This is a genomic window from Vibrio sp. Vb339 (assembly GCF_902751245.1).
Lineage (GTDB): Bacteria > Pseudomonadota > Gammaproteobacteria > Enterobacterales > Vibrionaceae > Vibrio > Vibrio coralliirubri.
The window spans coordinates 802,229-827,552 of the sequence record NZ_CADDIS010000002.1 but is presented as its reverse complement, the minus strand read 5'-3'; the positions used below and the strand labels follow the sequence as shown (position 1 = coordinate 827,552).

Annotated in this window: 25 protein-coding genes and 1 tRNA gene; 23 read left to right on the top strand and 3 right to left on the bottom strand. The window is 44.3% G+C overall.

Features of this window, described 5'->3' with window-relative positions; genetic code table 11:
* The first annotated feature begins 86 nt into the window (after positions 1 to 86).
* From cydA to HRQ85_RS12300, 13 genes are all read left to right on the top strand, one after another.
* Positions 87 to 1,673, top strand: coding sequence for a cytochrome ubiquinol oxidase subunit I (gene cydA / locus HRQ85_RS12360; protein WP_172379739.1), 1,587 nt, complete (start codon positions 87 to 89; stop codon positions 1,671 to 1,673).
* 13 nt (positions 1,674 to 1,686) lie between these two features.
* The gene (gene cydB, locus HRQ85_RS12355; protein WP_019821033.1) at positions 1,687 to 2,823 is read left to right on the top strand and encodes a cytochrome d ubiquinol oxidase subunit II; all 1,137 of its coding nucleotides are present in this window, start codon (positions 1,687 to 1,689) and stop codon (positions 2,821 to 2,823) included.
* A gap of 31 nt (positions 2,824 to 2,854) precedes the next feature.
* Positions 2,855 to 2,962, top strand: a complete 108-nt coding sequence (cydX, locus tag HRQ85_RS12350; RefSeq protein WP_000270284.1) for a cytochrome bd-I oxidase subunit CydX — start codon at positions 2,855 to 2,857, stop codon at positions 2,960 to 2,962.
* On the top strand, positions 2,955 to 3,257 hold the full coding sequence (ybgE, locus tag HRQ85_RS12345; RefSeq protein WP_017067532.1) for a cyd operon protein YbgE: 303 nt from the start codon (positions 2,955 to 2,957) through the stop codon (positions 3,255 to 3,257). Before cydX ends, ybgE begins: the two co-directional genes overlap by 8 nt.
* A gap of 172 nt (positions 3,258 to 3,429) precedes the next feature.
* Positions 3,430 to 3,867, top strand: a complete 438-nt coding sequence (gene ybgC / locus HRQ85_RS12340; RefSeq protein WP_172380063.1) for a tol-pal system-associated acyl-CoA thioesterase — start codon at positions 3,430 to 3,432, stop codon at positions 3,865 to 3,867.
* Positions 3,857 to 4,540 carry a protein TolQ gene (gene tolQ / locus HRQ85_RS12335; protein WP_017062073.1) on the top strand — a complete coding sequence of 228 codons (684 nt, stop codon included), beginning with the start codon at positions 3,857 to 3,859 and terminating at the stop codon, positions 4,538 to 4,540. The genes ybgC and tolQ overlap by 11 nt, the downstream gene beginning before the upstream one ends.
* Before the next feature lie 3 nt (positions 4,541 to 4,543).
* Positions 4,544 to 4,987, top strand: coding sequence for a protein TolR (gene tolR / locus HRQ85_RS12330; RefSeq protein WP_017062072.1), 444 nt, complete (start codon positions 4,544 to 4,546; stop codon positions 4,985 to 4,987).
* Between the two features lie 13 nt (positions 4,988 to 5,000).
* The gene (gene tolA, locus HRQ85_RS12325) at positions 5,001 to 6,068 is read left to right on the top strand and encodes a cell envelope integrity protein TolA (RefSeq protein WP_050634906.1); all 1,068 of its coding nucleotides are present in this window, start codon (positions 5,001 to 5,003) and stop codon (positions 6,066 to 6,068) included.
* Between the two features lie 12 nt (positions 6,069 to 6,080).
* The gene (gene tolB / locus HRQ85_RS12320; protein ID WP_172379738.1) at positions 6,081 to 7,433 is read left to right on the top strand and encodes a Tol-Pal system beta propeller repeat protein TolB; all 1,353 of its coding nucleotides are present in this window, start codon (positions 6,081 to 6,083) and stop codon (positions 7,431 to 7,433) included.
* A gap of 113 nt (positions 7,434 to 7,546) precedes the next feature.
* The gene (gene pal / locus HRQ85_RS12315) at positions 7,547 to 8,089 is read left to right on the top strand and encodes a peptidoglycan-associated lipoprotein Pal (RefSeq protein ID WP_017062069.1); all 543 of its coding nucleotides are present in this window, start codon (positions 7,547 to 7,549) and stop codon (positions 8,087 to 8,089) included.
* 33 nt (positions 8,090 to 8,122) lie between these two features.
* The gene (gene ybgF / locus HRQ85_RS12310; protein WP_172379737.1) at positions 8,123 to 8,905 is read left to right on the top strand and encodes a tol-pal system protein YbgF; all 783 of its coding nucleotides are present in this window, start codon (positions 8,123 to 8,125) and stop codon (positions 8,903 to 8,905) included.
* Between the two features lie 210 nt (positions 8,906 to 9,115).
* Positions 9,116 to 10,177, top strand: coding sequence for a quinolinate synthase NadA (nadA, locus tag HRQ85_RS12305; RefSeq protein WP_017062067.1), 1,062 nt, complete (start codon positions 9,116 to 9,118; stop codon positions 10,175 to 10,177).
* Positions 10,178 to 10,349: 172 nt separating this feature from the next.
* Positions 10,350 to 11,381: a potassium channel protein gene (locus HRQ85_RS12300; protein WP_019821052.1), complete on the top strand. Its 1,032-nt coding sequence runs from the start codon at positions 10,350 to 10,352 to the stop codon at positions 11,379 to 11,381.
* A 76-nt stretch (positions 11,382 to 11,457) separates the two neighbouring features.
* Here HRQ85_RS12300 and HRQ85_RS12295 read toward each other — a convergent pair whose 3' ends face one another.
* Entirely contained in the window at positions 11,458 to 12,027 is a 570-nt protein-coding gene (locus HRQ85_RS12295; RefSeq protein ID WP_172379736.1) for a UPF0149 family protein, read from the bottom strand.
* A 138-nt stretch (positions 12,028 to 12,165) separates the two neighbouring features.
* Here HRQ85_RS12295 and HRQ85_RS12290 point away from each other — a divergent pair, with 138 nt between their 5' ends.
* The 4 genes from HRQ85_RS12290 (at position 12,166) to gltS (ending at position 17,088) form a co-directional block, all read left to right on the top strand.
* Positions 12,166 to 14,652, top strand: a complete 2,487-nt coding sequence (locus tag HRQ85_RS12290; protein WP_444823271.1) for an ATP-binding protein — start codon at positions 12,166 to 12,168, stop codon at positions 14,650 to 14,652.
* 248 nt (positions 14,653 to 14,900) lie between these two features.
* A complete protein-coding gene (locus tag HRQ85_RS12285) occupies positions 14,901 to 15,350 on the top strand; it encodes an L-alanine exporter AlaE (RefSeq protein WP_017062062.1) in 450 nt (149 codons plus the stop codon).
* A 178-nt stretch (positions 15,351 to 15,528) separates the two neighbouring features.
* Positions 15,529 to 15,619 (top strand) — tRNA-Ser (locus tag HRQ85_RS12280).
* A gap of 254 nt (positions 15,620 to 15,873) precedes the next feature.
* Positions 15,874 to 17,088, top strand: coding sequence for a sodium/glutamate symporter (gltS, locus tag HRQ85_RS12275; protein ID WP_172379734.1), 1,215 nt, complete (start codon positions 15,874 to 15,876; stop codon positions 17,086 to 17,088).
* 64 nt (positions 17,089 to 17,152) lie between these two features.
* On the opposite strand, the gene HRQ85_RS12270 is transcribed toward gltS, so the two are convergent.
* Positions 17,153 to 17,905: a DeoR/GlpR family DNA-binding transcription regulator gene (locus HRQ85_RS12270; RefSeq protein WP_052879051.1), complete on the bottom strand. Its 753-nt coding sequence runs from the start codon at positions 17,903 to 17,905 to the stop codon at positions 17,153 to 17,155.
* 9 nt (positions 17,906 to 17,914) lie between these two features.
* Entirely contained in the window at positions 17,915 to 18,619 is a 705-nt protein-coding gene (locus HRQ85_RS12265) for a glycerophosphodiester phosphodiesterase family protein (protein WP_172379733.1), read from the bottom strand.
* Positions 18,620 to 18,892: 273 nt separating this feature from the next.
* On the opposite strand from HRQ85_RS12265, the gene HRQ85_RS12260 reads away from it, so the two are divergent.
* The 6 genes from HRQ85_RS12260 to HRQ85_RS12235 all read left to right on the top strand — a co-directional run bounded on the left by HRQ85_RS12260 (position 18,893) and on the right by HRQ85_RS12235 (position 25,255).
* On the top strand, positions 18,893 to 19,906 hold the full coding sequence (locus HRQ85_RS12260; RefSeq protein WP_172379732.1) for a C4-dicarboxylate TRAP transporter substrate-binding protein: 1,014 nt from the start codon (positions 18,893 to 18,895) through the stop codon (positions 19,904 to 19,906).
* A gap of 103 nt (positions 19,907 to 20,009) precedes the next feature.
* Positions 20,010 to 20,474, top strand: a complete 465-nt coding sequence (locus HRQ85_RS12255) for a TRAP transporter small permease (RefSeq protein WP_052879053.1) — start codon at positions 20,010 to 20,012, stop codon at positions 20,472 to 20,474.
* A 9-nt stretch (positions 20,475 to 20,483) separates the two neighbouring features.
* Positions 20,484 to 21,767, top strand: coding sequence for a TRAP transporter large permease (locus tag HRQ85_RS12250; RefSeq protein ID WP_172379731.1), 1,284 nt, complete (start codon positions 20,484 to 20,486; stop codon positions 21,765 to 21,767).
* Between the two features lie 35 nt (positions 21,768 to 21,802).
* On the top strand, positions 21,803 to 22,588 hold the full coding sequence (locus HRQ85_RS12245) for an HAD-IIB family hydrolase (protein WP_172379730.1): 786 nt from the start codon (positions 21,803 to 21,805) through the stop codon (positions 22,586 to 22,588).
* Between the two features lie 260 nt (positions 22,589 to 22,848).
* On the top strand, positions 22,849 to 23,775 hold the full coding sequence (locus HRQ85_RS12240; protein ID WP_172379729.1) for a LysR family transcriptional regulator: 927 nt from the start codon (positions 22,849 to 22,851) through the stop codon (positions 23,773 to 23,775).
* Positions 23,776 to 24,001: 226 nt separating this feature from the next.
* The gene (locus HRQ85_RS12235) at positions 24,002 to 25,255 is read left to right on the top strand and encodes a D-amino acid dehydrogenase (protein ID WP_172379728.1); all 1,254 of its coding nucleotides are present in this window, start codon (positions 24,002 to 24,004) and stop codon (positions 25,253 to 25,255) included.
* The last annotated feature ends 69 nt before the right edge of the window (positions 25,256 to 25,324 follow it).

Here is a 25,324-nt window from a genome sequence, read left to right as displayed (position 1 = left end):
AATAACAATTACACAAATTGTTTTAACATGGATTTTTGCGGTGATTAATCACACAAGTGTCATTCAGCCGACACAAAGGAGTTACCATGATTGATGTTGTTGATCTGTCGCGATTGCAGTTTGCATTTACAGCGATGTATCACTTCCTATTTGTTCCACTGACACTAGGTATGGCATTTCTACTTGCCATTATGGAGTCAGTTTATGTAATGACTGGCAAGCAAATTTACAAGGACATGACTAAGTTCTGGGGTAAATTGTTTGGTATTAACTTTGCTCTTGGTGTAGCGACAGGCTTAACCATGGAGTTCCAGTTCGGTACTAACTGGTCTTACTATTCTCACTATGTTGGCGACATCTTTGGTGCTCCGCTGGCTATCGAAGCGCTTGTTGCATTCTTCCTAGAGTCTACTTTTGTTGGTCTTTTCTTCTTCGGTTGGGACAGATTGTCGAAGCGTCAACACTTAGCGGTAACTTGGTTAGTAGCACTTGGTTCTAACTTCTCTGCGCTTTGGATCTTGGTAGCTAACGGCTGGATGCAAAACCCAGTGGGTGCGGAATTTAACTTTGAAACTATGCGTATGGAAATGGTGAGCTTCGCTGAAGTTGTACTAAACCCAGTAGCACAGGTTAAATTCGTACACACAGTAGCGTCTGGTTACACAACGGGTGCAATGTTCGTCCTTGGTATCAGCTCATACTACATTCTTAAAGGTCGTGACCTTGCCTTTGCTCGTCGCTCTTTCGCGATTGCAGCATCTTTCGGTATGGCGGCGATCCTGTCAGTAATCGTGCTAGGTGATGAATCTGGTTACGAGCTTGGTGAAGTTCAAAAAGTGAAGCTAGCAGCTATTGAAGCAGAGTGGCACACTGAAGAAGCACCAGCCGCATTTACTGTTTTTGGTATTCCAAACCAAGAAACAATGGATACTGACTACGCAATTAAAATTCCTTACGTAATGGGTATCATCGCAACGCGTTCGCTTGATACTGAAGTAACGGGCCTACGTGACCTACGTGATGACCACGTTGATCGTATCCGTACTGGTATGTACGCGTACGAGCTGCTTGAAAAGCTACGTGCAGGCGATAAGTCTGAAGAAAACATGGCTGCGTTCGACGAAGTGAAAGGTGACCTAGGTTACGGCTTGCTTCTTAAGCGCTACACAGACCACGTTGTTGATGCAACAGAAGACCAAATCCAAATGGCTGCGGATGATTCTATCCCAACAGTTTGGCCTCTATTCTGGTCATTCCGTCTGATGGTTGCTTGTGGCTTCATCATGCTGTTTGTATTCGGTGCTGCGTTTGTTCAAACGTGCCGTCAGAAAATCGAACAGAAACCATGGGTACTTAAAGCTGCGCTATTCTCAATCCCACTTCCTTGGATTGCGATTGAAGCAGGTTGGTTCGTTGCTGAGTTTGGTCGTCAACCATGGGCGGTTGGTGAAATCCTACCGGTTAACGTTGCTGCATCAGCACTGACTATTGGACAGCTTTGGACTTCTCTATTCGCTATCCTGGCACTTTACACAGTGTTCTTGATTGCTGAAGTTTACCTAATGCTGAAATTCGCACGTAAAGGTCCAAGTAGCTTGAAGACAGGCCGTTACCACTTCGAACAAAACGATAACTCTGTTGAAGACAAAGTTAGCCGTTCAGTTGAAGTATAAGTGAGGGAATATTATGTTTGATTACGAAAGCTTACGACTTATTTGGTGGGTATTGATCGGTGTTCTACTGGTTGGTTTCGCCGTAACTGATGGCTTTGATATGGGTGTTGCAGCTCTGTCACCTGTTATCGGTAAGAGCGACACTGAACGTCGTATTATGCTAAACACGATTGCCCCTCACTGGGATGGTAACCAAGTTTGGCTTATCACTGCGGGTGGTGCATTGTTTGCTGCATGGCCACTGGTTTACGCGACGTCTTTCTCTGGTTTTTACTTCGCAATGTACGTAACGCTAGCTGCACTTTGGTTACGTCCACTTGCTCTTGATTACCGTTCAAAGATCGAAGATCCAAAATGGCGCAAAACTTGGGACTACGCACTTTGCTTTAGTGGCGCAGTACCACCAATCATTTTCGGTGTGGCATTTGGTAACCTACTACAAGGTGTTCCATTTGAACTGAACGAATTTATGATGTCTAAGTACCATGGTACGTTCTTCGCTCTGCTTAACCCATTTGCATTGCTTTGTGGTGTGTTGGCTCTGATGTTGTTCGTGATGCAAGGTGCAACATGGCTTCAAATGAAGACAACAGAAGAGCTGCACGCTCGTGCTCGTAACGTTGCTCAGATCACTGGCCTAATTGCTATTGCTCTATTCGTTATTGGTGGTTTCTGGGTTCAATCTATCGAAGGCTATGTAATTACGAGCACTATCGATACGTTTGCTGACTCAAACCCACTAAACAAAGAAGTATCACTTCAAGTGGGTGCTTGGATGACAAACTTCGAAACTTATCCAGCAATGTGGGCTGCGCCGATCCTTGGTGTAGCAATGCCACTACTTGCTGTGATTGCATCTCGTTTTGAGCGTGGTGGTTTCGCATTCTTGTTCTCAAGCCTATCGAACGCTGGTGTTATTTTAACGGCTGGTTTTGCAATGTTCCCATTCGTAATGCCATCAAGCCTGAACCCTAACCAAAGCTTGACTATGTGGGATTCAACAGCGAGTGAGCTAACGCTTGGTCTTATGACTGTCGTTGCGGCGGTAATGGTTCCTGTGATTCTTGGCTACACAACTTGGACATACTACAAAATGTTCGGTCGTCTAGATAAGAAACACATCGAAGATAACGACGTTTCAGCTTACTAAGCTAGAAGTTAAATAACTTAGGAGAAATTTTATGTGGTATTTCGCATGGATTTTGGGTGTACTTCTAGCATGTGCATTCGGCATCATCAATGCTCTATGGCTAGAGCATTCAGAAATGATGGACAAAGACAGTGAGTAATCTCGCAGAGCAAATTGCTAAGCTGCATCAACCAATGGATAAGACTCTGCTTAGAGCCTTATCCCTAGTATTGGGTTTCATGCATGTGGGTTTAGTTATGTGGGATCCTGAAGCGTATGCGACAAGCATAGGTGGCTTTAACGCGATCATCGGGCCAATGTTCATTTGGGCAGTATGCTCAAGCATGGTTTACGGTATCGGATTTAAGCCAAGAGCTTGGATGTGGCAGCTACTGTTTAGCCCATATGTTTCACTCACAATTTTGCTCTACCTAACGACGCTGCGCCTTCTATAAAAGGCAAAGGATTTAGGTTCATAATAACGTGAACCTTTATACTTGTTGGGTTTTTAGCCAAAAAGAGGTCATCTTATACAGATGGCCTTTTTTTTCGTCTCTCAAATCAAAAAATTCACAGCGATATACTATTAATGATAAGGAGTTAGGTTATAGTGAGATCTTTATCGTTTTGGATTGTGGTATCAAATTGCAGGGATTATCTAAGCCATTTCCGTGGCCAGTGACAGTGTATTACGAAGACACCGATGCGGGTGGCGTTGTATACCATTCAAACTATCTTAAGTTTTTCGAACGCGCTCGAACTGAGATGTTGCGCTCAATTGGCGTTTCTCAGCAAGTATTGTTAGAACAAAACATCGGTTTTGTAGTCCGACATATGGACATTGATTTTATTCAAGGCGCGCGTCTTGATGATTCTTTACAAGTCATTACAAATATTTACGAGTTGAAGCGAGCTACCTTGGTCTTCTGTCAAGAGATCGTAAATCCTGATGGCAAAGCATTGTGTAAAGCAATGGTTAAGGTAGCATGTATCGACAATCAAAAAATGAAACCAAAGGCAATGCCAACATTTATTCTTACGGAGCTAACGAATAGTGACTGCTGAAATCTCAATCTTAGGCCTAATTTTAGAAGCTAGTTTACTAGTGAAGATGGTCATGCTGACTCTTATGGGCATGTCTGTTGTTTCTTGGGCGATGATCATAAAAAGAAGTAAAGTGTTATCTCAAGCTTCTAAACAAACAGAAGTGTTTGAAGACAAATTTTGGTCAGGCGTTGATCTTGCAAAACTGTACCAAGAGAGCAACAAACGCAAAGACGAGCTTTCTGGTACTGAAGAAATTTTCTACGCAGGCTTTACTGAGTTCGCTCGCCTTCGTAAATCGAATGCAACATCACCTGACTTCATCATGGAAGGCACTGGCCGTGCGATGCGCGTTGCCGTTGCTCGCGAAGTCGATGAACTAGAAACTAACTTACCTTTCTTGGCGACCGTTGGTTCTATCAGCCCATACATCGGCCTATTTGGTACGGTTTGGGGCATCATGCACTCATTCATCGCATTAGGTGAAGTGAAGCAAGCGACGCTCGCAATGGTTGCCCCTGGTATTGCAGAAGCACTGATCGCAACAGCAATGGGCCTATTCGCTGCGATTCCAGCAGTAATGGCGTACAACCGCTTCAGCAGCCGAGTAGGCAAGCTAGAGCACAACTACGCGACTTTCTCTGAAGAGTTCCACAGTATTCTTCACCGTCAAGCGATGGCTGGCAGGGAATAATAGATGGCTGGATACCAACCTAAAAAACGCAAAATGACAGCAGAGATTAACGTTGTACCTTACATCGACGTTATGCTTGTTTTGCTGATCATTTTTATGGTGACTTCGCCGTTTGTTACTCAAGGCGTTGACGTTGAATTGCCTCAGGCTTCAACGGCTAAATCGGCGCAAGACTTACTGGGTGACGACAACGCAAGTTTCATCATCGTTGAAGTGAACAAAGACGGTGAACTTGGCTTGAGCGTTAATGACGAAGAAGTGCAGCGTGGCTTATCTATGGAAGATATTATCGTCCGAGTGAAAGCTGAGTTGTCTTTGAAGCCAAACTCTCCAGTGGCGGTTGGTGGTGATGCCGCAACGCCATACGCTGAAGTGGTTTTACTACTTGATGAATTAAGCCGTGCAGGTGTGCCAAAGGTTGGCCTTTTAACGGATATAAGGGAATAGCTCCGTAGCATTCATGAAAGCGAATAATAAAAAATCCAATAATTTCAGATCACCGCTTCTTATTTCTCTTGGGCTGCACGTCATTTTATTCGTTGCGCTCATTTGGGGAGCGGATTTCACGATGTCAGAGCCAAAGCCTACAGGGCAGATGGTTCAAGCTGTTGTGATTGATCCTCAGTTGGTTCGCCAGCAAGCTCAACAGATTCGTCAACAAAGAGAAGCGGCGAGCAAGAAAGAGCAAGAGCGTCTAGACAAACTAAGACGTGAAAGCGAACGACTTGAAAAGAATCGTAAAGCTGAAGAAGAAAATATTCGTAAGCTAAAAGAACAGCAAGCGAAAGAAGCTAAAGCGACTCGTGAAGCTGAAAAGCGCCGAGTTGAGAAAGAGAAACAACGCAAAGCTGAAGAAGCGCGTTTACAGCAAGAGCAAAAGAAAGCCGCTAAAGCAGAAGCTGACCGTAAGCTAAAAGAAGCTGCGTTAGTGAAAGCCGAGAACGAGCGTAAAGCCAAAGAAGCGGCAATCGCAAAAGCTGAACAAGAACGCGTGGCAAAAGAGCAAGCCGCGAAAGAGGCAGCCGACAAAGCTCGTAAAGAGAAAGAAGCCGCTGAACGCGCTGAAAAGCAACGCATAGCGAAAGAGAAAGAAGCGGCAGCCGCAGCAGAGAAAGCCCGTAAGGCGAAGGAAGCTGCAGCAAAAGCAGAAAAAGAGCGTAAACAACAAGAAGCCGCATTGAACGATATCTTTGCTGGCCTTGAAACGGAAGCGACTCAAAACTCTTCAGCAAGACAACAATTTATTAGTGATGAAGCGCAACGTTACGGTGCGATCTATACCCAACTGATTCAACAGAACCTGTTGTTAGAAGACAGCTATCGAGGACGCTCATGTCGAGTGAACCTTAAGCTGATTCCAACGGGCTCTAATGCGATATTGGGTAGCTTGAGTATCTTAGATGGCGATAGCCGTTTGTGTGCAGCAACCAAGCGTGCGGTGGCACAAGTGCAATCTTACCCGTTGCCTAAAGACCCAGACATTGTGAACTCACTGAAAGACATTAACTTAACTGTATCACCAGAGTAAAAGGACGAACTTGTGTTAAAGAAACTATTACTGAGTTTTGTTTTCTTAATAGCTACAAGCAGCCAGTTTGCACATGCAGCGCTGGAGCTGGTTATTACAGACGGTATTAACTCTGCAAGACCTATCGCTATTGTACCTTTCCGTTGGGAAGGCGCAGAGCCATTGCCACACGATGTATCAGCGGTTATCGCTTCTGACTTACAACGCAGTGGTAAATTCAGCCCAGTAGCAACTAGCAAAATGCCTCAAACGCCTTACAGCGAAGGTGAGGTGAATTTTGATGCTTGGACTAACCTAGGCGTTGATTCACTGTTAACCGGTAGCATCACTAAAAATGCCGAAGGGCAGTATGTGGTGAACTACCAACTGATCGACATTGTTCGTGGTCAACTGACTAAAGGACAAAGCCGCGCACTAAGCGATGAAGGCCAATTGGTACTTTCTAAAGATCACGTGTTGTTCAACAAGAAAGCGACAGTGCCTGGTAAACGCTTGAGAGAGTATGCACACCGTATCGCGGACTTAGTGTATGAAGAGCTAACCGGTGAGAAAGGCGCGTTCTTAACTCGTATCTCTTACGTAGTTGTGAACGACAAAGACCAATACCCATACCAACTGCGTGTTGCTGACTACGATGGCTTTAACGAGCGTTTAGTACTTCGTTCTAAGCAACCTCTCATGTCACCTGCATGGTCACCAGACGGTAAAAAGCTTGCTTATGTGAGTTTCCAAAATGGCCAAGCGGAAATATTCATCATGAATATTTACACTGGTGAACGTGAGAAGGTGACGTCATACCCTCGTCATAATGGTGCGCCAAGATTCTCGCCAGATGGTAAAACATTGGCATTGGTATTGTCGAAAACAGGCAGCCTTCAGGTGTACACACTTGACCTTGCTAGCCGTAAGCTGACTCAAATTACCCGCGGTCGTTCTAATAATACTGAACCATTCTGGCACCCAGATGGCAAGTCTCTTATTTTCACATCGGATCGTGGTGGTAAACCACAGATTTATAATGTAAATTTGTCCAATAATTCGACTTCTCGTATTACTTGGCAAGGTAGCCAAAACTTAGGTGGCCAGATCACTCCTGATGGTCGATTCATGATCATGGTGAATCGCAGTAACTCAGGTTTTAACTTGGCGAAACAGGATTTGGAAACTGGTGCGGTTCAGGTACTAACAAAAACATTGTTAGATGAATCTCCAAGTATTGCACCGAATGGAGGTATGGTTATCTATAGCTCTATTTACAATAAAACAAATGTACTATCGATGGTTTCTATCGATGGCCGTTTTAAAGCTAGATTACCGGCAACCAACGGACGCGTAAGAGCGCCGGCGTGGTCACCGTTTCTCTAGTTAATTTGATACATTCTTTTAGCTATTGATAGTGTTAACTATTGTGGCATTTAACTATCTATAGCACTCTTAGTCGCTGTAGAAACTAAGTTTGATAACGTAAGGAAAAAAAGATGCAACTTAACAAAGTTCTTAAAGGCTTGATGATTGCACTACCAGTGATGGCAGTAACGGCATGTAGCTCAACTGATGAAGCAACATCTGCAACATCTGGTACAGAAAGCAACCAAACAACTTCAGGTTCAGAAGGCAACGTAGACACAACTGTTGTAACGCCAATTGACGCTAACGGTCAACTGTCTGAGCAAGAGCTTAAAGAGCAAGCGCTACGTGAAACTCAAACAATCTACTTCGCATTCGATAACTCTACTATCGCTGGCGATTACGAAGAAATGCTAGCAGCTCACGCAGCATACCTAGTTAAGAACGTTGACATGAACGTTACTATCGAAGGTCACGCTGATGAGCGCGGTACTCCTGAGTACAACATCGCACTTGGCGAGCGTCGTGCACAAGCTGTAGCGAAATACCTACAAGCTCTAGGTGTTCAAGCTGACCAAATCTCTATCGTAAGCTACGGTGAAGAGAAGCCACTTCTTCTAGGTCAATCTGAAGATGTGTACGCTAAAAACCGTCGCGCAGTACTAGTTTACTAATTTTAGTAGACTATATAATTGAGGAATTGCCTCATGTTCAGTAACACAAAGCGAGTCATTTTGCTTTCGTTACTGGCAAGTGCAGCGAACACCGCGTTCGCTGCACCAGCTCCAGTATCCGATCTCAATAGCACCGCAACCAATTCATCATCTTCCTCTCGATCAGCATCTAACGAATCAGATATTGAGCGTTTAGAGCGCCTGCTTCAAAATCGCAATCTCGTTCAGCTTCAAATGCAACAGCAAATCGACGACATGGCACTGGAGATCAGTGAACTTCGTGGTGAGCTGGAACGAAACAGCTACGATATGAAGCAAATGCTAGAGCGTCAGCGTGAACTGTTCATTGAACTGGACCGCGTAAGAGGCGAGGTGAAAGCAGCAGGAACAGCAACGGTAGCAGTGGCGGCGAGCGAAAGCTCTAAAGACGCTTCTGGTACGTTCAGTACTGATGTGGATGAGCAAACTGCTTATCAAAATGCTGTAGATATGATTCTAAAGCAACGAGACTACACGGGTGCTATCGCTGCATTCCAAAAGTTTCAAAAAGACTTCCCAGATTCTACCTTCACACCTAACTCACATTACTGGTTAGGTCAGCTTTATTTCGCTAAGAAGCAGGATAAAGAAGCGGTGAAGAGCTTTGCTGCTGTTGTGTCTTACAAAGACTCAAACAAGCGAGCAGATGCACTGGTTAAGCTTGGTGACATAGCTGCGCGCAACAACAACGCGACGCAAGCTAAGAAATATTACCAACAAGTCGTAACCGAGTACCCAAACAGTGCTTCGGCTAAAGTGGCTAAAACCCACTTGTAAAACAAAATAGGGGTGCTTAGGCGCCTCTTTTTTATACCTATTCAATTCCGATTAGTGTTTACTCATCTTGTTAGTGATGCCAACACATTGCCTTGTTTATGCGTTTTAAGCATTAGCTAGCCACCGCTTGCAACCAATCCTTTTTGATCCCAATCGCTGTCCTGTGTAGAATACTCTAATTCTCGGAAGAAGTTGCGTAGAGCAAGAGCAATGAGTCATATACTAGATAAAATCGATACAGTTTACCCGTTTCCGCCTAAGCCAGTTCCATTGAGCGACGCTCAGAAACAGGCCCACATCGCAAACATCAAAAAACTACTTCAAGAAAAAGATGCAGTTCTAATTGCACACTACTACACCGATCCTGAAATTCAGGCTCTGGCAGAAGAAACTGGTGGTTTCGTTGGCGATTCATTAGAAATGGCTAAGTTCGGTAACCGTCACTCAGCAAGCACTCTGATCATCGCTGGTGTTCGTTTCATGGGTGAGTCTGCAAAGATACTTACTCCTGAAAAACGCATTCTAATGCCAACACTTGAAGCTGAATGTTCGCTTGATCTTGGCTGTCCAGCTGACAAATTTACAGAATTTTGTGATGCTCACCCTGACCACACCGTGGTTGTATATGCGAACACCTCTGCAGCTGTTAAAGCTCGTGCAGACTGGGTAGTGACGTCGAGCATCGCTTTAGAAATCGTTGAAAGCCTAGACGCTGAAGGCAAACCTATTATTTGGGGTCCAGACCGTCACCTAGGTTCTTACATCGCAAATCAAACTGGCGCTGACATGTTGCTTTGGCAAGGTGAGTGTATCGTTCATGATGAGTTCTCAGCTGATGCTTTGAAGAAAATGAAATCTGTATACCCAGAAGCGGCTATCTTGGTTCACCCAGAATCACCAGCAAGCGTGGTTGAACTGGCTGATGCTGTAGGCTCAACAAGCCAACTGATCAAGAAAGCAAAAGAGCTGCCTCATCCACAGATGATTGTTGCGACAGACAAAGGTATCTTCTTCAAGATGCAGCAATTGGTCCCTGAAAAAGAGCTGATTGAAGCGCCCACAGCGGGTGCTGGTGCAACATGTCGTAGCTGCGCACACTGTCCTTGGATGGCAATGAATGGCCTTGAAGCGATTGAAAACGCGCTTGAGAATGGTGGTGAGCAACACGAAATCTTCGTTTCTGACGAATTACGCGTTAAGTCTCTTATTCCATTGAACCGCATGCTAGATTTTGCAGAGCAGTTAAATGTGCAGGTAAAAGGTAACGCGTAAGTCGTTCTTTTATCTAACCCAAAAAACCAGCCAATAGTGCTGGTTTTTTTGTACCTGCGTATAGGCCGCCAATATCAATCTTGTGGTCATGTATCTTTTTCTGATGATACATCTTGTTGATATCAGGTATTTTTTCTAGCATGTAAGTAAGATCGAAGGATTAGAGGCTCGAATGATAATCTGGCTACAACTCAAACGCTGGATCAAAGCAAACATCTTTGTTTTGAACGGCAAAAACTTACTGTTCACTTTTCTTGGCTACATCGCTTTATCGTGGTCGATGCTGTATTTGGCGGGTGAAACAGATTTAACCAGTTCGGTTACCGTATTCGCTTACTATTTGGTGGTGACGGCTTCTACAGTTGGTTATGGTGATTTATCACCGACCACGGTCGCGGGGCAGTGGATCGTTATTCTATTTGTGATTCCAGGCGGGTTGAGCCTTTTCGCCGCGTTACTCGGTAAAGTGGCGACAGAAGGTGTTGAATATTGGCGAGCGGGCTTGCTAGGAAAAAGGAGAGTTAGAGTGGACAACCACATTTTGATGTTGGGGTGGAATGAGCAAAGAACCATTCATCTCATTCGCATGCTACAACACGAAGAGACGGGTAAGCGACCAATCGTGTTATGCACGCGTTCAGATATCGAGAACCCGTTACCCGGTGAAATCAATTTCGTTAAAGTAAACAGTTACACCGATGGCAAAGAGATGGAGAAAACGGGTATTGAGTCTGCAAGTTGCATCCTGATTGATAACCCAGAAGATGACATTACCCTATCTGCGGCGCTTTACTGCGCCAACCGAAATCCTAAGGCTCACCTTCTTGTTTACTTTAAAGATGAAGCGCTGAGCGATTTGCTGCACAAGCATTGCCCTAACTCAGAATGTATTCCTGCGGTGGGTGCTGAGATGCTAGCAAAGGCTGCGGTAGATCCAGGATCAAGTGCACTTCATCAAGAGTTATTGAGCTCAACAAGAGGCATGACACAGTATTCAACGTATTTCCCTGAAGACGCTGAGCCTGTCACCGTCGCGCCTATTTTCTCTGTGTTTAAAGAGAAGTATCAAGCAACGTTAATCGCCATTGATACGGGGAGTGGTATTGAACTCAACCCAGAGTTAGACCAAGTGGTCAGCAGTGGCACTAAGCTGTTTTATATTGCCGACGAGCGAATTGATGACTTCGATTGGAAAGGCTTCTAAAGCGACTATTTTCACCTCGTCTAGAAACTAAAAAAGGCCTCATAATGAGGCCTTTTGGCATGTATAAAGCTAACTTTTATTGAGCTTCAGCCAGTGCAATGCCACGCTGCGTTAGTCCGCAAAGCATCACAGGAACAGCGTTAAAGATCTCTTCGAACTGCTCTAGGCCTTCGATGCCTTGCTCTGCAAGCGTAGCAATTGACGTTTCTGGATCGTAAAGCATGCTCAGTGAAAGCAGTACACCGCCAACGAGTGCATTATCTTCGCTCTCTTCAGGCATCAGTGTTTCCCAATCGTCACGGGTAATCTGCCAGCCTTGAAGCAAGCCTTCACAAAAATCACGCGCGGCAGTGTTCACTACTTCTTCGTCGTCTAATTGACAAGCTTCAGGCCAAACCCAAGTCCCTTCAATCAGTTCTGGGCGGGTTTTATTCCAAAGCTCGATGATAACTTCAATGTAGCTTTCTAGCTGTTCACCATCCGTAAAAGGTGCGACTTCTTCGCCACCCCATAAGAACGGTAGCCACTCATGCGGGGTTAACACATTCGGTGCCGCTGCCATTGCAGTGACAAAGCCCATTGTTTTGTGTTCTGTGATTAGCTTTCCTTCCAACTCTGGAAGCGCAAGAATATCTTGTAAAGTCAAAGTGAGGTACCGTAAAAGGGAACATATTTGCGCTTATAGTACCAATGAACTTGTGCCAATCAAGCTTCAATCTAAAAAGGCTTGATGTCATGGATGATAAACACTAGGTTTAACAGAAAAGAAAACAATAAAAGAATTATGCAGATACGGTCGTCTTTAAAGAAAAAAAGTATGGTAGCGCTTGGATTATACCTTGCGATGTTTATTGCCATTGTCGGTAGTGTGACGTATTACGTCGTAGAATCCCCTGTGCGCGCCAAATTACAACAAAACCTCGATTTGCGTACGCAATTGTTATCCGCTTTGATTACAGAGCCACTCAGCAGCTCTCAAGGCTTTGTAGACAGTCTCGTTGGGTTTGCTCAAGCACATCGTAACGGTGATGATGTTATTCCACTCTTTAAGTCCATGTTGGCGGCGAGCGACGATACGATTGTCAGTGCCGGTATTTGGCCTGAACCTTATGCGCTCGATTCAAAAAAGCTTCTTAATAGTTACTTTTTTAATAAAGCCGACGATGGAAGAATCGATCAGATATATTCTTACAACAACCCCAAAAATGCCCCTTATCAAGAAGAGTATTGGTACACCTCTGTCGTCAACAAAAAACAAGGAACGATCTCTTGGAGCGATGTGTATATCGACCCATACACGCACGTTCGAATGATTACGGCGTCTTCCCCTTATTATTACGACGGTACTTTTGCCGGTGTTGCCACTGTGGATCTCTCGCTCGAAGAGCTGCTTGGTTTTATCAAGAATCACGCCGAAGAATATAACCTTGGCATTACGCTCAGAGATAAGCTCAACCAAGTGTTGGTTTCGCATAACTTCAACCTCGTTGAAGGCATTTACATCAGTAGCAATCAATTTGGTGATTTTGGCTGGCAAGTGGATGTGGTGAACTCCAAATCACGAGTAGCAGACGAAGTGTTTCGTCAGGTGATGAGCATTGAAGGCGGTATTGTTCCGCTATTGCTACTTTGTGTCATGGCGGGGTATTACTTATTGAACCGTTATTTGATTAGTCCAATCACAAGGATTGCAGCACAGGTTGATAGCTCCAAAGCGGGCGAAATCATTGATGTGGATTACTCGAGTGATGACGAAATCGGCCATTTGATTAAAACCTTCAACGAAAAGACCATTTATCTCGAAGCGGAAAAGGTTAAAGCTCAGGCGTCCACCAATGCAAAAACCGCTTTCCTTGCGACCCTGTCACATGAAATTCGCACCCCTATGAATGGGGTATTGGGTACTGCTCAGATCCTATTGAAAACGCCTCTAAATTCTGAACAAGAGAAACACCTTAAGAGCTTGTATGAGTCCGGTGATCACATGATGACTTTACTTAACGAGATCTTAGACTTCTCGAAGATCGAGCAGGGCAGGCTGGATCTTGATGAAACGCGTTTCCCTCTTGATTCGATCATCGGCAGTATTAACAGTGTTTACTACACATTGTCTTCCGAGAAAGGGCTTCAATTCAAAGTGTACTCTGAGGTGCCTTCGGGTCGTTGGTACTTCTCAGATAAAGCACGTCTAAGACAAATCTTGTTTAATCTATTGAACAACGCGGTGAAGTTCACTTCCAGAGGCTTTGTTGAGGTGTACCTAAAAGAAGTTGTAGAGGGGAGTGATACCTATCTGAGTATTCGAGTTCGTGATACCGGAATTGGTATTTCTAAAGAAGCTCAAAAGCGTATTTTTAAACCGTTTGAACAAGCGGAGTCTTCGACCACAAGGCGTTTTGGCGGTACTGGCCTTGGCCTCGCGATTGTGAAGAAAATTGCCCAGTTGATGGATGGCAGTATTACCGTCACCAGTGAAGAAGGGATAGGCACGAGCTTTGATGTTCGCTTGAAGATTCAACCATGTCAGCCAGGTGAAATCGAGAGTTTGCCACACAAGAAGTTGGACTACTCAGGCTTAAAAGTACTGATCGTCGAGGACAACCGAACTAACACGGTGATCATTGAAACCTTCATGAGCAGTAAAGGCTTTACCTGTAAGAGCGTCGAAAACGGTGAACTAGCAATACAAGCCGTGGTTGCTGAGCGCTTTGATTTGGTACTCATGGATAACCATATGCCCGTGATGGATGGCGTTGAATCAACCACTGCGATTCGTGCTTTGATAGGCGATGTGTCATCGGTATTGGTGTTTGGTTGTACGGCTGATGTATTTAAAGAGACTCGCGAGCGTATGCTGGGGGCGGGTGTCGATTATATTATCGCTAAGCCGATTGATGAGCGTGAACTGGATGATGCCTTGTTCCGCTACTCAAATAAGCTTTATCAATACCATGAAGTAAAAGCGGATGAGCTCGAAAGCCAAGACGTAAAACCACACGATTCGAAAAGTAAAAGCGAGTCACTGCCTAAACCTGATCTTCGAAACAAAGATAACACTGAAGAGCTGTTAGTGACGTTGTATGTGGCGCTAGAAGACAACAACCTAGAACTGATTCAATTTGCACTAGAGAGCCTACGTGTCCACGTTGAACCTATGAACAACGCGGAACTTACTTATCAAGTCGATAAAGCGTTAGAGCAGGTTGCTTTAGGATCACCACCTACACAAGATGTCATTAATATCATTACTGTAAATCTACCTATGGCTTAAATGTTGTTTAATTACGGTAAGTAAATGACGAATTGTCCAATATTTGACCTTGGTTGGATTTTTTGGTGAAAGTGACTGCTTTTAAAGTGGTTTTTGGTTGTTAATTTACAACTTGATTTTTAATTTGGAATGTATGACTACTAATCTTGTGGTTTAATAGCGACATTATCTGGTGAGGTGCAAATGTACCTTGTTTATATGTTACTAAATCACTAATTAAGCAGTGATATATTTTAGGTTTGTCGTCAATGAAGTCTCGTGGTCCATTTTGTATTCGAAACGCAGCTGCGGATACATTTGCTATGGTCGTTTTCTGTTTTATTTCTGGCATGATTGTAGAAGTGTTTATTTCTGGTATGACGTTTGAGCAATCTCTTGCTTCTCGAACGTTATCTATTCCGGTAAACATTGCTATCGCTTGGCCTTATGGCGTTTTTCGTGATTGGTTCTTGCGCAATGGTGCAAAACTTTCAGAAAGCTCATTGATGAAAAACTTGTCTGATTTGATGGCATACGTGTTATTCCAGTCTCCAGTGTATGCGGGTATTTTGTTGGCAGTGGGTGCTTCAGGCGACCAAATCGTTACGGCAGTAACCAGTAATGCAGTTATCTCGTGTGGTATGGGCGTACTTTACGGCTACTTCCTCGATATGTGTCGTAAATGGTTTCGAGTTCCAGGCTACTATCAACAAGCTTAAGAAAAGCAACAAGCGTAAGTGCAGCGAAAGAATGAAATTTGGTTTGTTTTTGATCTAATGAGTTAATTTGTAATCGAACAAACCGAAAAAGGCACTTTTTTTGAGAATGCCCCTTGACCAAAGCAAGCAGAATCAATAAAGTAGCGCCTCGTTGAGTGACATGCTCAACACAATTTGTGGAAGGATGGCTGAGTGGCTTAAGGCGCTCGCCTGGAAAGCGAGTATACGTTTATAGCGTATCTGGGGTTCAAATCCCCATCCTTCCACCACTATTCAAAACCCTAGCAGAAATGCTGGGGTTTTCTCGTTTCAGAGCCCCTATATTCCACCTCATATGTATACCTCCCTAATATCCGTTCCTTTAATCATTGCTTTATAGTTATAACCTCTATTAATACCGTCGCAGAATTAACCATATTAGATGTTTTTATCATCGATAATCGCTTGATTTTTTGGCCTGAATCTAGATTATTAATAGTACGCAATATTATGAATAATCTAACTATTAGGAACCCATAGCCCCATGACAGAAACCCTAGTTTCTCCAATGCTCTCTTTTACGATCGCGATTTCGTTACTGTTTATCGGTAAAGGTTTGATTGAGCGATCTGAAGTATTAAGAAAGTATTCACTGCCAGAGCCTGTGATTGGTGGCTTTGTCTGCGCAGCGACCGTAGCGGCGCTTTACTATATTTTTGAAATCCAAATCACTTTTAGCCTAGATGTCAGAGACTTTTTGCTTCTCTACTTTTTTGCTGGCATCGGGCTCCAAGCGGATATTAAAACACTGATTAAAGGCGGGCGACCGTTGTTCATCCTATTGTGTCTTGCTGCCATTTTTATCGTGTTGCAAAACGTAGTCGGAATGGCAGTCGCTTCTGGCTTTGGGATGGATGCGAAAGCTGGCTTGCTATCTGGGTCTGTTAGCTTGATAGGCGGCGTAGGCACAACGTTAGCGTGGGCGCCAATGTTTGTGGAAGAGTTTGGTATTGCTAACGCCCTCGAACTTGGTGTCGCTTCAAACACGGTTGGTTTAATTGCAGCGTGTGTGGTTGGTGGCCCGATTGCCAACTACCTGCTCAATAAACACAAAGTAAGCCCTTCTAATGAAGAAGAGGTTACGGTTGGTGCATTCCAAGAGAGTGAAACAAAAACAGAGCTTAGCCACTACGGCGTTCTGTGGGCGTGGTTGATTCTTAACTTAACACTAATGCTGGGTTACAGCTTGAGTGAAGTTATCGACTCGATGGGCCTAAAACTGCCGTTATTCGTTAGCTGTTTAATCGCAGGCATCCTAATCGGAAACGTCGGTCGCGCATTGTTCAAGAAGCGTCGCACGCAAGAGAAAATCGCTCAAGGCCGAAAAGGCTTAGCGATGATCTCTGATATCTGCTTAGGCATGTTCTTAACCATGGCATTGATGGGACTTCGCATCTGGGATCTTGATGGGTTGTTTGGCTACATCTCTGTGGTCATGAGTATCCAGATCTTGCTTTCCCTGTTGTTTACTGTGTTTGTCGTTTATTACTTGATGGGAAGAAACTACGATTCTGTGGTGATATGTTCAGGCTTCGGTGGTATCACTCTAGGCTCGACAGCAACAGCAATTGTGAACATGACCGCAGTAACTCACCGCTATGGCGCAAGCCCACAAGCGTTCATTGTGGTGCCATTAGTGTGTGGTTTCTTTGTTGATTTGATCAACGCGCTAGTGATCAGTTTCTTTGTTGGTATGTAACTTTGTCGGCTAGTTCATAAACGTAGATTTCAAAGCCTAGCGGTGATGCTAGGCTTTGTTGTATTCAAGTATGAGCATTCTCTTCTACTAAGTGTATGTTTAGCTCCGAAGGTAATTGGCTGCTATTGGTGTATATGCGGTCAAAGTCATTCAGTGACGCTACCTTTAGTGCAGCAAAGCGTCCCCATTTACTAGCATCCGCGACAAGCCAGCTTTCGCGGCTGTTCTTAATAATCGACTTGGATAGGTCTGCTTCAACTTGCTCATGCTCCATGGCGAAATGACTGTCTGTTACTGAGCCACACCCACAGATGCCAATGTCAGCTTCAAAATCGGAAAAGAAGTGAACTACGCTACTGCCTACCATGTCTTGGTGTTCTCGTCTGAACAAACCACCGGCCAAATACACTTCGATTTGTTCATTTGCTTCAAGGATGCGAGCCACCTGAAGGTTATTGGTGATCACTCGTAACGCTGGCTTTGCTAACAAATACTGCGCAATTCGAGTGACGGTGGTACCAATGCCCATCATGACGGTTGAGCCTTCAGGTATCGCGTCGGCAACCGCCATCGCAATACTGTCCTTTGTCTCTGACTCAACACCAGCACGGAATCGGTAGCTCGTGTTGGTGAGCGTTGTGGGTAAGCTAACGCCTCCGTGCACTCTTCGTGCTAGGCCTTGCTCACACAGGTGGTTTACATCACGACGAATGGTTTGAGTGGTAACAGAAAACAACTCGGCTAAGTGGTCTATCTGTATATCTTGGTTAGCCTTAAGCGTTGCGAGTATTTCTTTCTGACGATGGTTCAGTTCCATAGAAGCTCACTAAAATTGGTTTGGTACGTCGGTGATGATGTTATCGACACCAAGGTTGAAATATTTAGCCGCCAATTGAGGATCGTTCAGTGTCCATATTTTAAGAACTGCGCCAGAAGCTTTGATTTCTTTGGCCGTTTTCTCATCAAGAATTCGGTGGTCAATATGAATGCTGTAAAGGTCGAGTGATTTGAGTGATTCCAAGCTGTAATCATTCCACACTTCGCAGATAAAGCCTCGTTTAACTTCTGGCATCAACTGTTGGCAAAGGCTTAGTGCTTCCTTTTTGAAGCTTGAGATGAGTAGCTTTTCAGTAGGGAACTGCTTTTGTTCAATCAGTGCCGCGACTCTCTCAACTAAAGGTTGGATAGCCTTATCGTCGTAAATTTTGATTTCAAGGTTCAAAGTCACATCGAGCTCTAGGCACTTGTCGAGCGCTTCACTCAACGTAGGAATAGTTGTCCCCGCGAACTCGCTACCAAACCAACTGCCAGCATCTAACGCCTTGAGTGCAGTTAAATCTAAGTCGGCGATATTGCCCGTTCCGTTAGTACAACGATTTACCGTCTTATCATGAAAAACCATTGGGGTGCCATCAGCGCTTAACTGGGTATCAATTTCAATCCATTTAGCACCAGCTTTCGCTGCTTGTTCAATACTGACTAACGTATTTTCTGGTGCTAAAGAAGCGGCACCGCGGTGGCCTGTGATCATAATTCAATCTCGATGTTCATTTGAAAATTCAGGAAACAGTAGCTCTACTTTATTACAGATTTATTATCTATCCGCCATATCTGCTTACTTTAAATGAGAGCTAGCTTAAAGGTGTTGTACAGAGTTTATACAATAGTGAGACCTTATACTCACAATGTTCAAATCGCTAAGATTAATGTTCATATGAATGTAATAATTCGCTTACATACTCTACGAAAACTTAATAACACCCTCTATATTTAGAAAACGATAGCCAAGAAAAGGTGATTAGAAATGAAAAAGCTATTAGGTACAGTAATTATGGCGGCAACGCTGCTTGTTGGTTGTGGTGAAGCTGACAAGGCTGGTTCTGAAGCTAAAGATGAGCCGATTAATATCAACATGAGCCTTGTATTCACTCAAAATGAGTTGTTAACACAAGAACTTATCAAAGCGACCGACAAAATTAGAGAAAGAACCGACGGCTCGGTAAACATTAAAGTTTTCCCTGGCGGTCAGTTACCTGTTTACAAAGATAACTTGGAACAAGTGGTTAACGGCGCAAACTGGATCGCTGTAGAAGATTTGACTTACTTAGGTGATTACGTGCCTGACTTTGCTGCACTGGCAGGTCCAATGCTGTACAACACCTACGATGAATATTTAGCGATGATGGACACTGATTTCGTCGCTGGCCTTAAGGCTAAAGCCGAAGAGAAAGGCATCAAAGTACTGAATGCAGACTACATGTTTGGCTTCCGTCACATGATCACTAATAAAGAGATCGTGAACTCTGAAGACATGAAAGGCATGCGTATTCGTGTTCCACAAAGTCAGCTGTTCATCAGTACACTTTCAGCAATGGGCGCAGCTCCAGCTTCTCTTCCATTCCCTGAAACCTATGCAGGCGTTCAACAAGGTGTTGTTGACGGTCTTGAAGGTTCTATCCTGACCATGTACTCAACTAAAATCTATGAAGTGGCGAAGAACATGTCTTTGACTAAGCACTTCCTAGGCACTGTGGGCATCTACATTTCACCAACGCTTTGGGACAAATTCACGCCAGAGCAACAGCAGATCATTAACGAAGAGTTAGAAGCGGGTGCTGAATCTAACACTGCTGAGCTAGTTAAACTGGATGTTGAATACACTCAGAAACTTGAAGAGCTAGGCGTTACCTTCAACGAAGTGAATTCTGATGAGTTCAGCCAACTGACTGCGGACGTATACAACCAATTCCCAACATGGAGCGAAGGTATACACGCGACGATCATGAAAGAGCTAGAAACGATCCGAGCGGCACAGTAGTTCTGCATAAATTAATTAGTTAATGATTACGGCCTAAATATTCTTAGGCCGTTTTATTCCTGAAATACCCACGTTGTATTAGGTATTTCGCTGGAGAAGTCTTTTGTTTTTATTGAAAAATATTGAAGAAATCCTCGCTTCTATCGCTATTTCGATCACCGTTTTGGTTGTTATCGTTAACGTCGTCTTGCGTTATGGATTTGGCTTTGTTGTCCCGTGGAGTGAAGAGCTGTCGGTTATTTGCTTCATCTGGGCTGTCTACTTAGGAATTAGCTCCTGTTACAAACACAAGCTTCACATGGGAGTCGATGTGGTGGTTGCCATGTTGCCAGAAAAAGCAAAAATCCCATTTAGGCTATGTGTTTCCGTTTTCCTACTGGCTCTGAACATCTTAATGGCGGTTCTGAGTTATCAGTATCTCATGCTATCTAACAAGGTAACGCCAGTAATGGGCGTGTCATATTTTGTTATCAATGGCGTGCTGTTGCTTTGTTTCTCATTGATGGCGATCCACACCGTTCGATTTATCGCGAGCGATGTCGCTTCTCTAAAGCGCTCTTCTAAGTAGGTACGATTTATGGAAAGCTATCTTCCAATCCTTATTCTGTTTGTTCTATTTCTATTGAACATACCCATCGCGTTTTCTCTGATCGCATCGGCGATGGTTTACTTTCTTTTTATCAATGACTCTATTCCGGTGAGCTTGGTAATGCAGCGCTTTATTAGTTCTGCTGAGTCTTTTCCGTTGTTGGCTATTCCGTTCTTTATCATGGTGGGTTCGGTGATGAACTATGCGGGGATCAGTAAGAGCTTACTTGCTTTTGCTGACTCAATGATTGGCCATAAAACCGGTGGTCTTGCTCAAGTGAATGTCGCACTGAGTACACTGATGGGCGGTATCTCGGGCTCTGCAAATGCGGATGCGGCGATGCAATCGAAGATTCTAGCCCCTGAAATGACCAAGCGTGGTTATGATTTGCCATTCACGGCCGCTGTGACAGCTGCGTCTTCAAGTATCAGCCCTGTGATTCCACCGGGTATCAACTTAATCATCTTTGCCTTGTTAGCGAACGTGTCGGTTCATCAAATGTTTATTGCGGGCTACGTTCCTGCATTTTTGATGGCGCTGTCGCTGATGGTCACTATTGCGTTTATCGCGCGTAAACGTCGTTACAAGCCTTCTCGTTCGGAGCCTGCGTCTGCCAAAGAGCGTTTTCATTACTTCCTGAAAGCGATTCCGGCACTGCTGATCCCGTTCGGCATTATCCTAGGCATGCGTTTTGGCTTGTTTACGCCTACCGAAGCTGGGGCTATCGCCGTATTGCTTTGCGCGATTATTGGTATCTTCGTTTATCGTCAACTGGGTTTGCGTCATATCCCGCTTATCATGCGTGAAACGGTGCAGGGCACAAGTAGCGTTATGTTCATCATTATTGGTGCCATGGTTTTTGGTTACTACATGACGCTAGAGCAGATCCCACACAATGTTGCTTCTGCTTTGATTGAACTTACCGACAACAAGTTAGTCTTGCTGTTGTTGATTAACGTGCTGCTGTTAGTGGTTGGTATGTTTATCGAAGGCGGTGCTGCAATGATCATACTCACGCCATTGCTGCTTCCTGCTGTGCTCAACCTAGGCGTTAACCCGGTTCACTTCGGCATCATCGTGATAGTGAATATCATGATTGGTGGTGTGACTCCGCCATTTGGCTCGATGATGTTTACGGTTTGCTCGATTTTAAAAGTTCGTATGGTCGACTTCGTGAAAGAAGTGGCTCCGTTGTTTCTAGCACTACTCACGGTTCTGATGTTGCTGACTTTCTCTGAAAGCTTGGTGATGTTTTTGCCGAATTTGCTTTAACACTGTTTAGTGATTGATTATTTAGAGGTGTAGAAATGAATTCGGTATCGAATGAATTGAACCAAAATTGGAAAAAAATAGATTGGGTGTTAACCGATGTGGATGACACCTTAACGTGGCAAGGTCAATTGCCGCCTGAAACCTTGATCGCTTTGAGCAAGCTTCGTGATTCAGGAAAAAAAGTGATTGCGGTAACGGGCGCTTGTGCCGGGTGGTGTGATCATATTGCTCAGCTGTGGCCGGTTGATGCGGTTCTCGGCGAGAATGGCGCGTTCATTATGGAAAAGAGAAATGGCTATCTGACATTGCGCTCTGATATCCCTTTGCCAAAAGTCAGTGCCAATCAGAGCAAGCTAAAAGAACAAGTATTGGCTATTTTGAGCGATTACCCAGAGCTAAGTTTAACGCTGGATCAGTCGTACCGCTTGTGTGAGGTGGCGATCGACATCGGTCAAAACCGTCCAAAAGTCGACGATGCCATTATTGAAGAGATTGTCTCTAAGATTCACGCATTAGGCGCACATGCGACAGCAAGCTCTATTCACATTAATGCTTGGTATGGTGAGCATTCTAAGAAAGCGACATCGACCGCTTTTCTTAAGGAGAAGGGGTTATCTGACCAAGAGATACTTGAGCGTAGCTGCTATGTCGGCGACTCGATGAACGACCAATATATGTTTGAAATTTTGCCTAACAGTGTCGGTGTAGCAAACATCCAGCATTACTGGGATCGACTTGAGCATCATCCATCAGTGGTGATGAGCAAGCCGGGCGGGTACGGTTTCTCAGAGTTTGTCGATAAGTTACTTGCATTAAAATAGCACTCGGTTGGCGGTTTTAACTGCCGATGATTAACATCAAACACAGCTCTTTCCTTCGTTGGATTGAGCTGTGTTTTTGTTTTATCACAAGAGACGTGTTCGCTTCTTAAGATGGTTTGTTAGCCTTTTTTAAATACTTCTGTTGGTGACTCAACCCACAACTTGCAAACTTGTTGTGTCGGTAACTCAATTCCTAGATGGGCAAATGAGAAAATTGTGAGACGCTTGATTAAGTGTCAGTCGAATAACAAGGAAGTTGAATGCACCACTTTAATATCCGTGCTCTTGAGTATTTAAACGCGTTGTCAAAATATGGGTCGTTACGTAAGGCATCTAAGATGATGAACGTTGACCCTGCCGCAATGAGCCGAATGCTGACACAGCTTGAAGCACAGGCGGAAATTAAAGTATGGGAACGCAATAATCGCCAATCTCTGCTGACTGAGGCGGGGAACGAACTGTTGAACTACTATCGCTCCATTGTTCGTGGAGAGGCGGCAGTGCTTGCTCGACTAACCAAGCTTAAAAACCTCAAGGGCGGTAATGTTAGCATCGCGATTGGAGAAGGATTTATTACTAACTTGGTCTCTAAACCGATGCAAACTTTCATGACTCGTTATCCTGATATCAATCTTTCTATTGAGATCGCAGGGGCATTGGATGCAGTCAAGATGTTGGAAGATCAACAGATAGACTTTGCGATAACCTATGCGTCTGCACCACATCCTAAACTGCACTCTCACGTTGAACGCAGCCATCCGCTCGAATTGATTGCTCCTAAGGGGCACTTCCTTACGATGAAAGAAGAACCAGTGGTAATGCAAGATATTCAAGACGCTTCTCTTGCCTTGATCGATAACTCGACCGGTATGGGGAGGTTGGTAAAGCAGGCTGAACAAATTTCCCATCTTACCTTGCAGCCAAAGCTACAAACCAATTCGGTCACCGCACTCACTAACTTCGTTTCAGCAGGGTTGGGCGTCACCTTTATGCCTAAGCTCACTGTGATCGATGAAATAAAGTCAGGGCAGATAGAAGTGGTTGCCACCGAGTTGGAGATACTATCGAAGGCGACGGTTAAGGTTCAATCTTTGAAAGGTCGCGCACTTACGTTACAGGCCGAAACCTTGTTGGATTTCTTACTTGAAAACGCCACTTTCTTGAGTCATGACGCTTACAATATCTAGGCATAGTAGATTTATGTAACGATCCCTCCCAAGCTTTCAAATACCCCTCAATATCACAGTTCCAAACTGCCGAATTCGTTTTTAAGTCGGATTGAGTTTTTGTCAACGCTTTCTCTATTGTTAAGTCAACACGTGCGGAATAAGTTACAAATCATTAACGAAACGAGTTTTACACTGACAACTGTGTTCGACTGGTTTTGGCTTTGTTGGGCATTAGGGGAAGAGAATGGAAGTTATTGTAATTGGCAGCGGTGTTATTGGATTGACCAGTGCTTGGTACCTAGCGAAAGAAGGTCACTCGGTCACGGTTATTGATCGTCAAGATAGCAGTGGCAAAGAAACCAGCTTTGCGAATGCAGGGCAAATTTCTTATGGCTATTCTTCACCATGGGCGGCGCCTGGTATTCCATTGAAAGCGATGAAATGGCTTACCCAAGAGCATGCCCCTTTAAAAGTTAAGCCTTCACTTTCTCCTGAATTGGTTTCTTGGGCGACTAAGATGCTCGCCAACTGTAATGAAGCCAAATACGCACAGAATAAATCGCGCATGCTGCGAGTCGCTAACTACAGCCGAGAGTGTCTCACTCATCTAAGAACCAGTGAACAACTGTCTTACGAAGGTAGGCAAAAAGGGACGCTACAAGTGTTTCGAAGCGAGAAGCAACTCGATGCTATTCAGCAGGATATGAAGCTATTAACAGAGAGTGGAATCGAACACTCGCTGTTTGATGTTGAACAGTGTCTGTCAGTGGAGTCGGGCTTAGCAGACGTGAAAGATAAGTTGGTGGGCGGCCTGTATTTACCACATGATGAAACCGGTGATTGTCACCAGTTCTGTTTAACCTTGACTGAGAAAGCCAAGCAACTCGGCGTTCAGTTCGTATTTGATACTGAAGTGGTCAAGCTCAATCATCAGAATCAAACCATTGAGAGTATTACAACGACTAAAGGCGAGTTCAAAGCGGATGCTTACGTGGTTGCTTCAGGAAGCTATTCTCGAGAATTGCTGAAGCAAGTCGATTTGTCGATTCCGGTTTACCCAGTGAAAGGGTATTCGTTAACACTACCGATCGTGAATGCAGATAAGTCACCAACTTCGACTGTGATGGATGAAACCTACAAGGTAGCGATGACGCGATTTGATGACCGTATTCGTATCGCGGGTACGGCCGAGCTTGCGGGTTTTAATTACCTTATCCCTGAAAAACGCAAAGCCACGATTGATATGGTGATAAAAGATCTTTTCCCACAAGCGGGGGATTTCTCTAAGGCTGAATATTGGACTGGGTTAAGACCAATGACACCAGATGGTACGCCTATCATAGGAAAGACGCCTATCAAGAACCTATTTACCAATACGGGACATGGAACATTAGGTTGGACAATGGCATGTGGCTCAGGAAAGATCTTGGCAAGCGTGGTCAGTGGCTCAGCTAGTGATATTAAAACTGATGACTTAAGTATCCACCGCTATTTGTAGTGAGATGATGCAGTGATAATTAAACAACCCCATTCTTAAGTTTGCGAATGGGGTTGTGGGTTCTGAGGG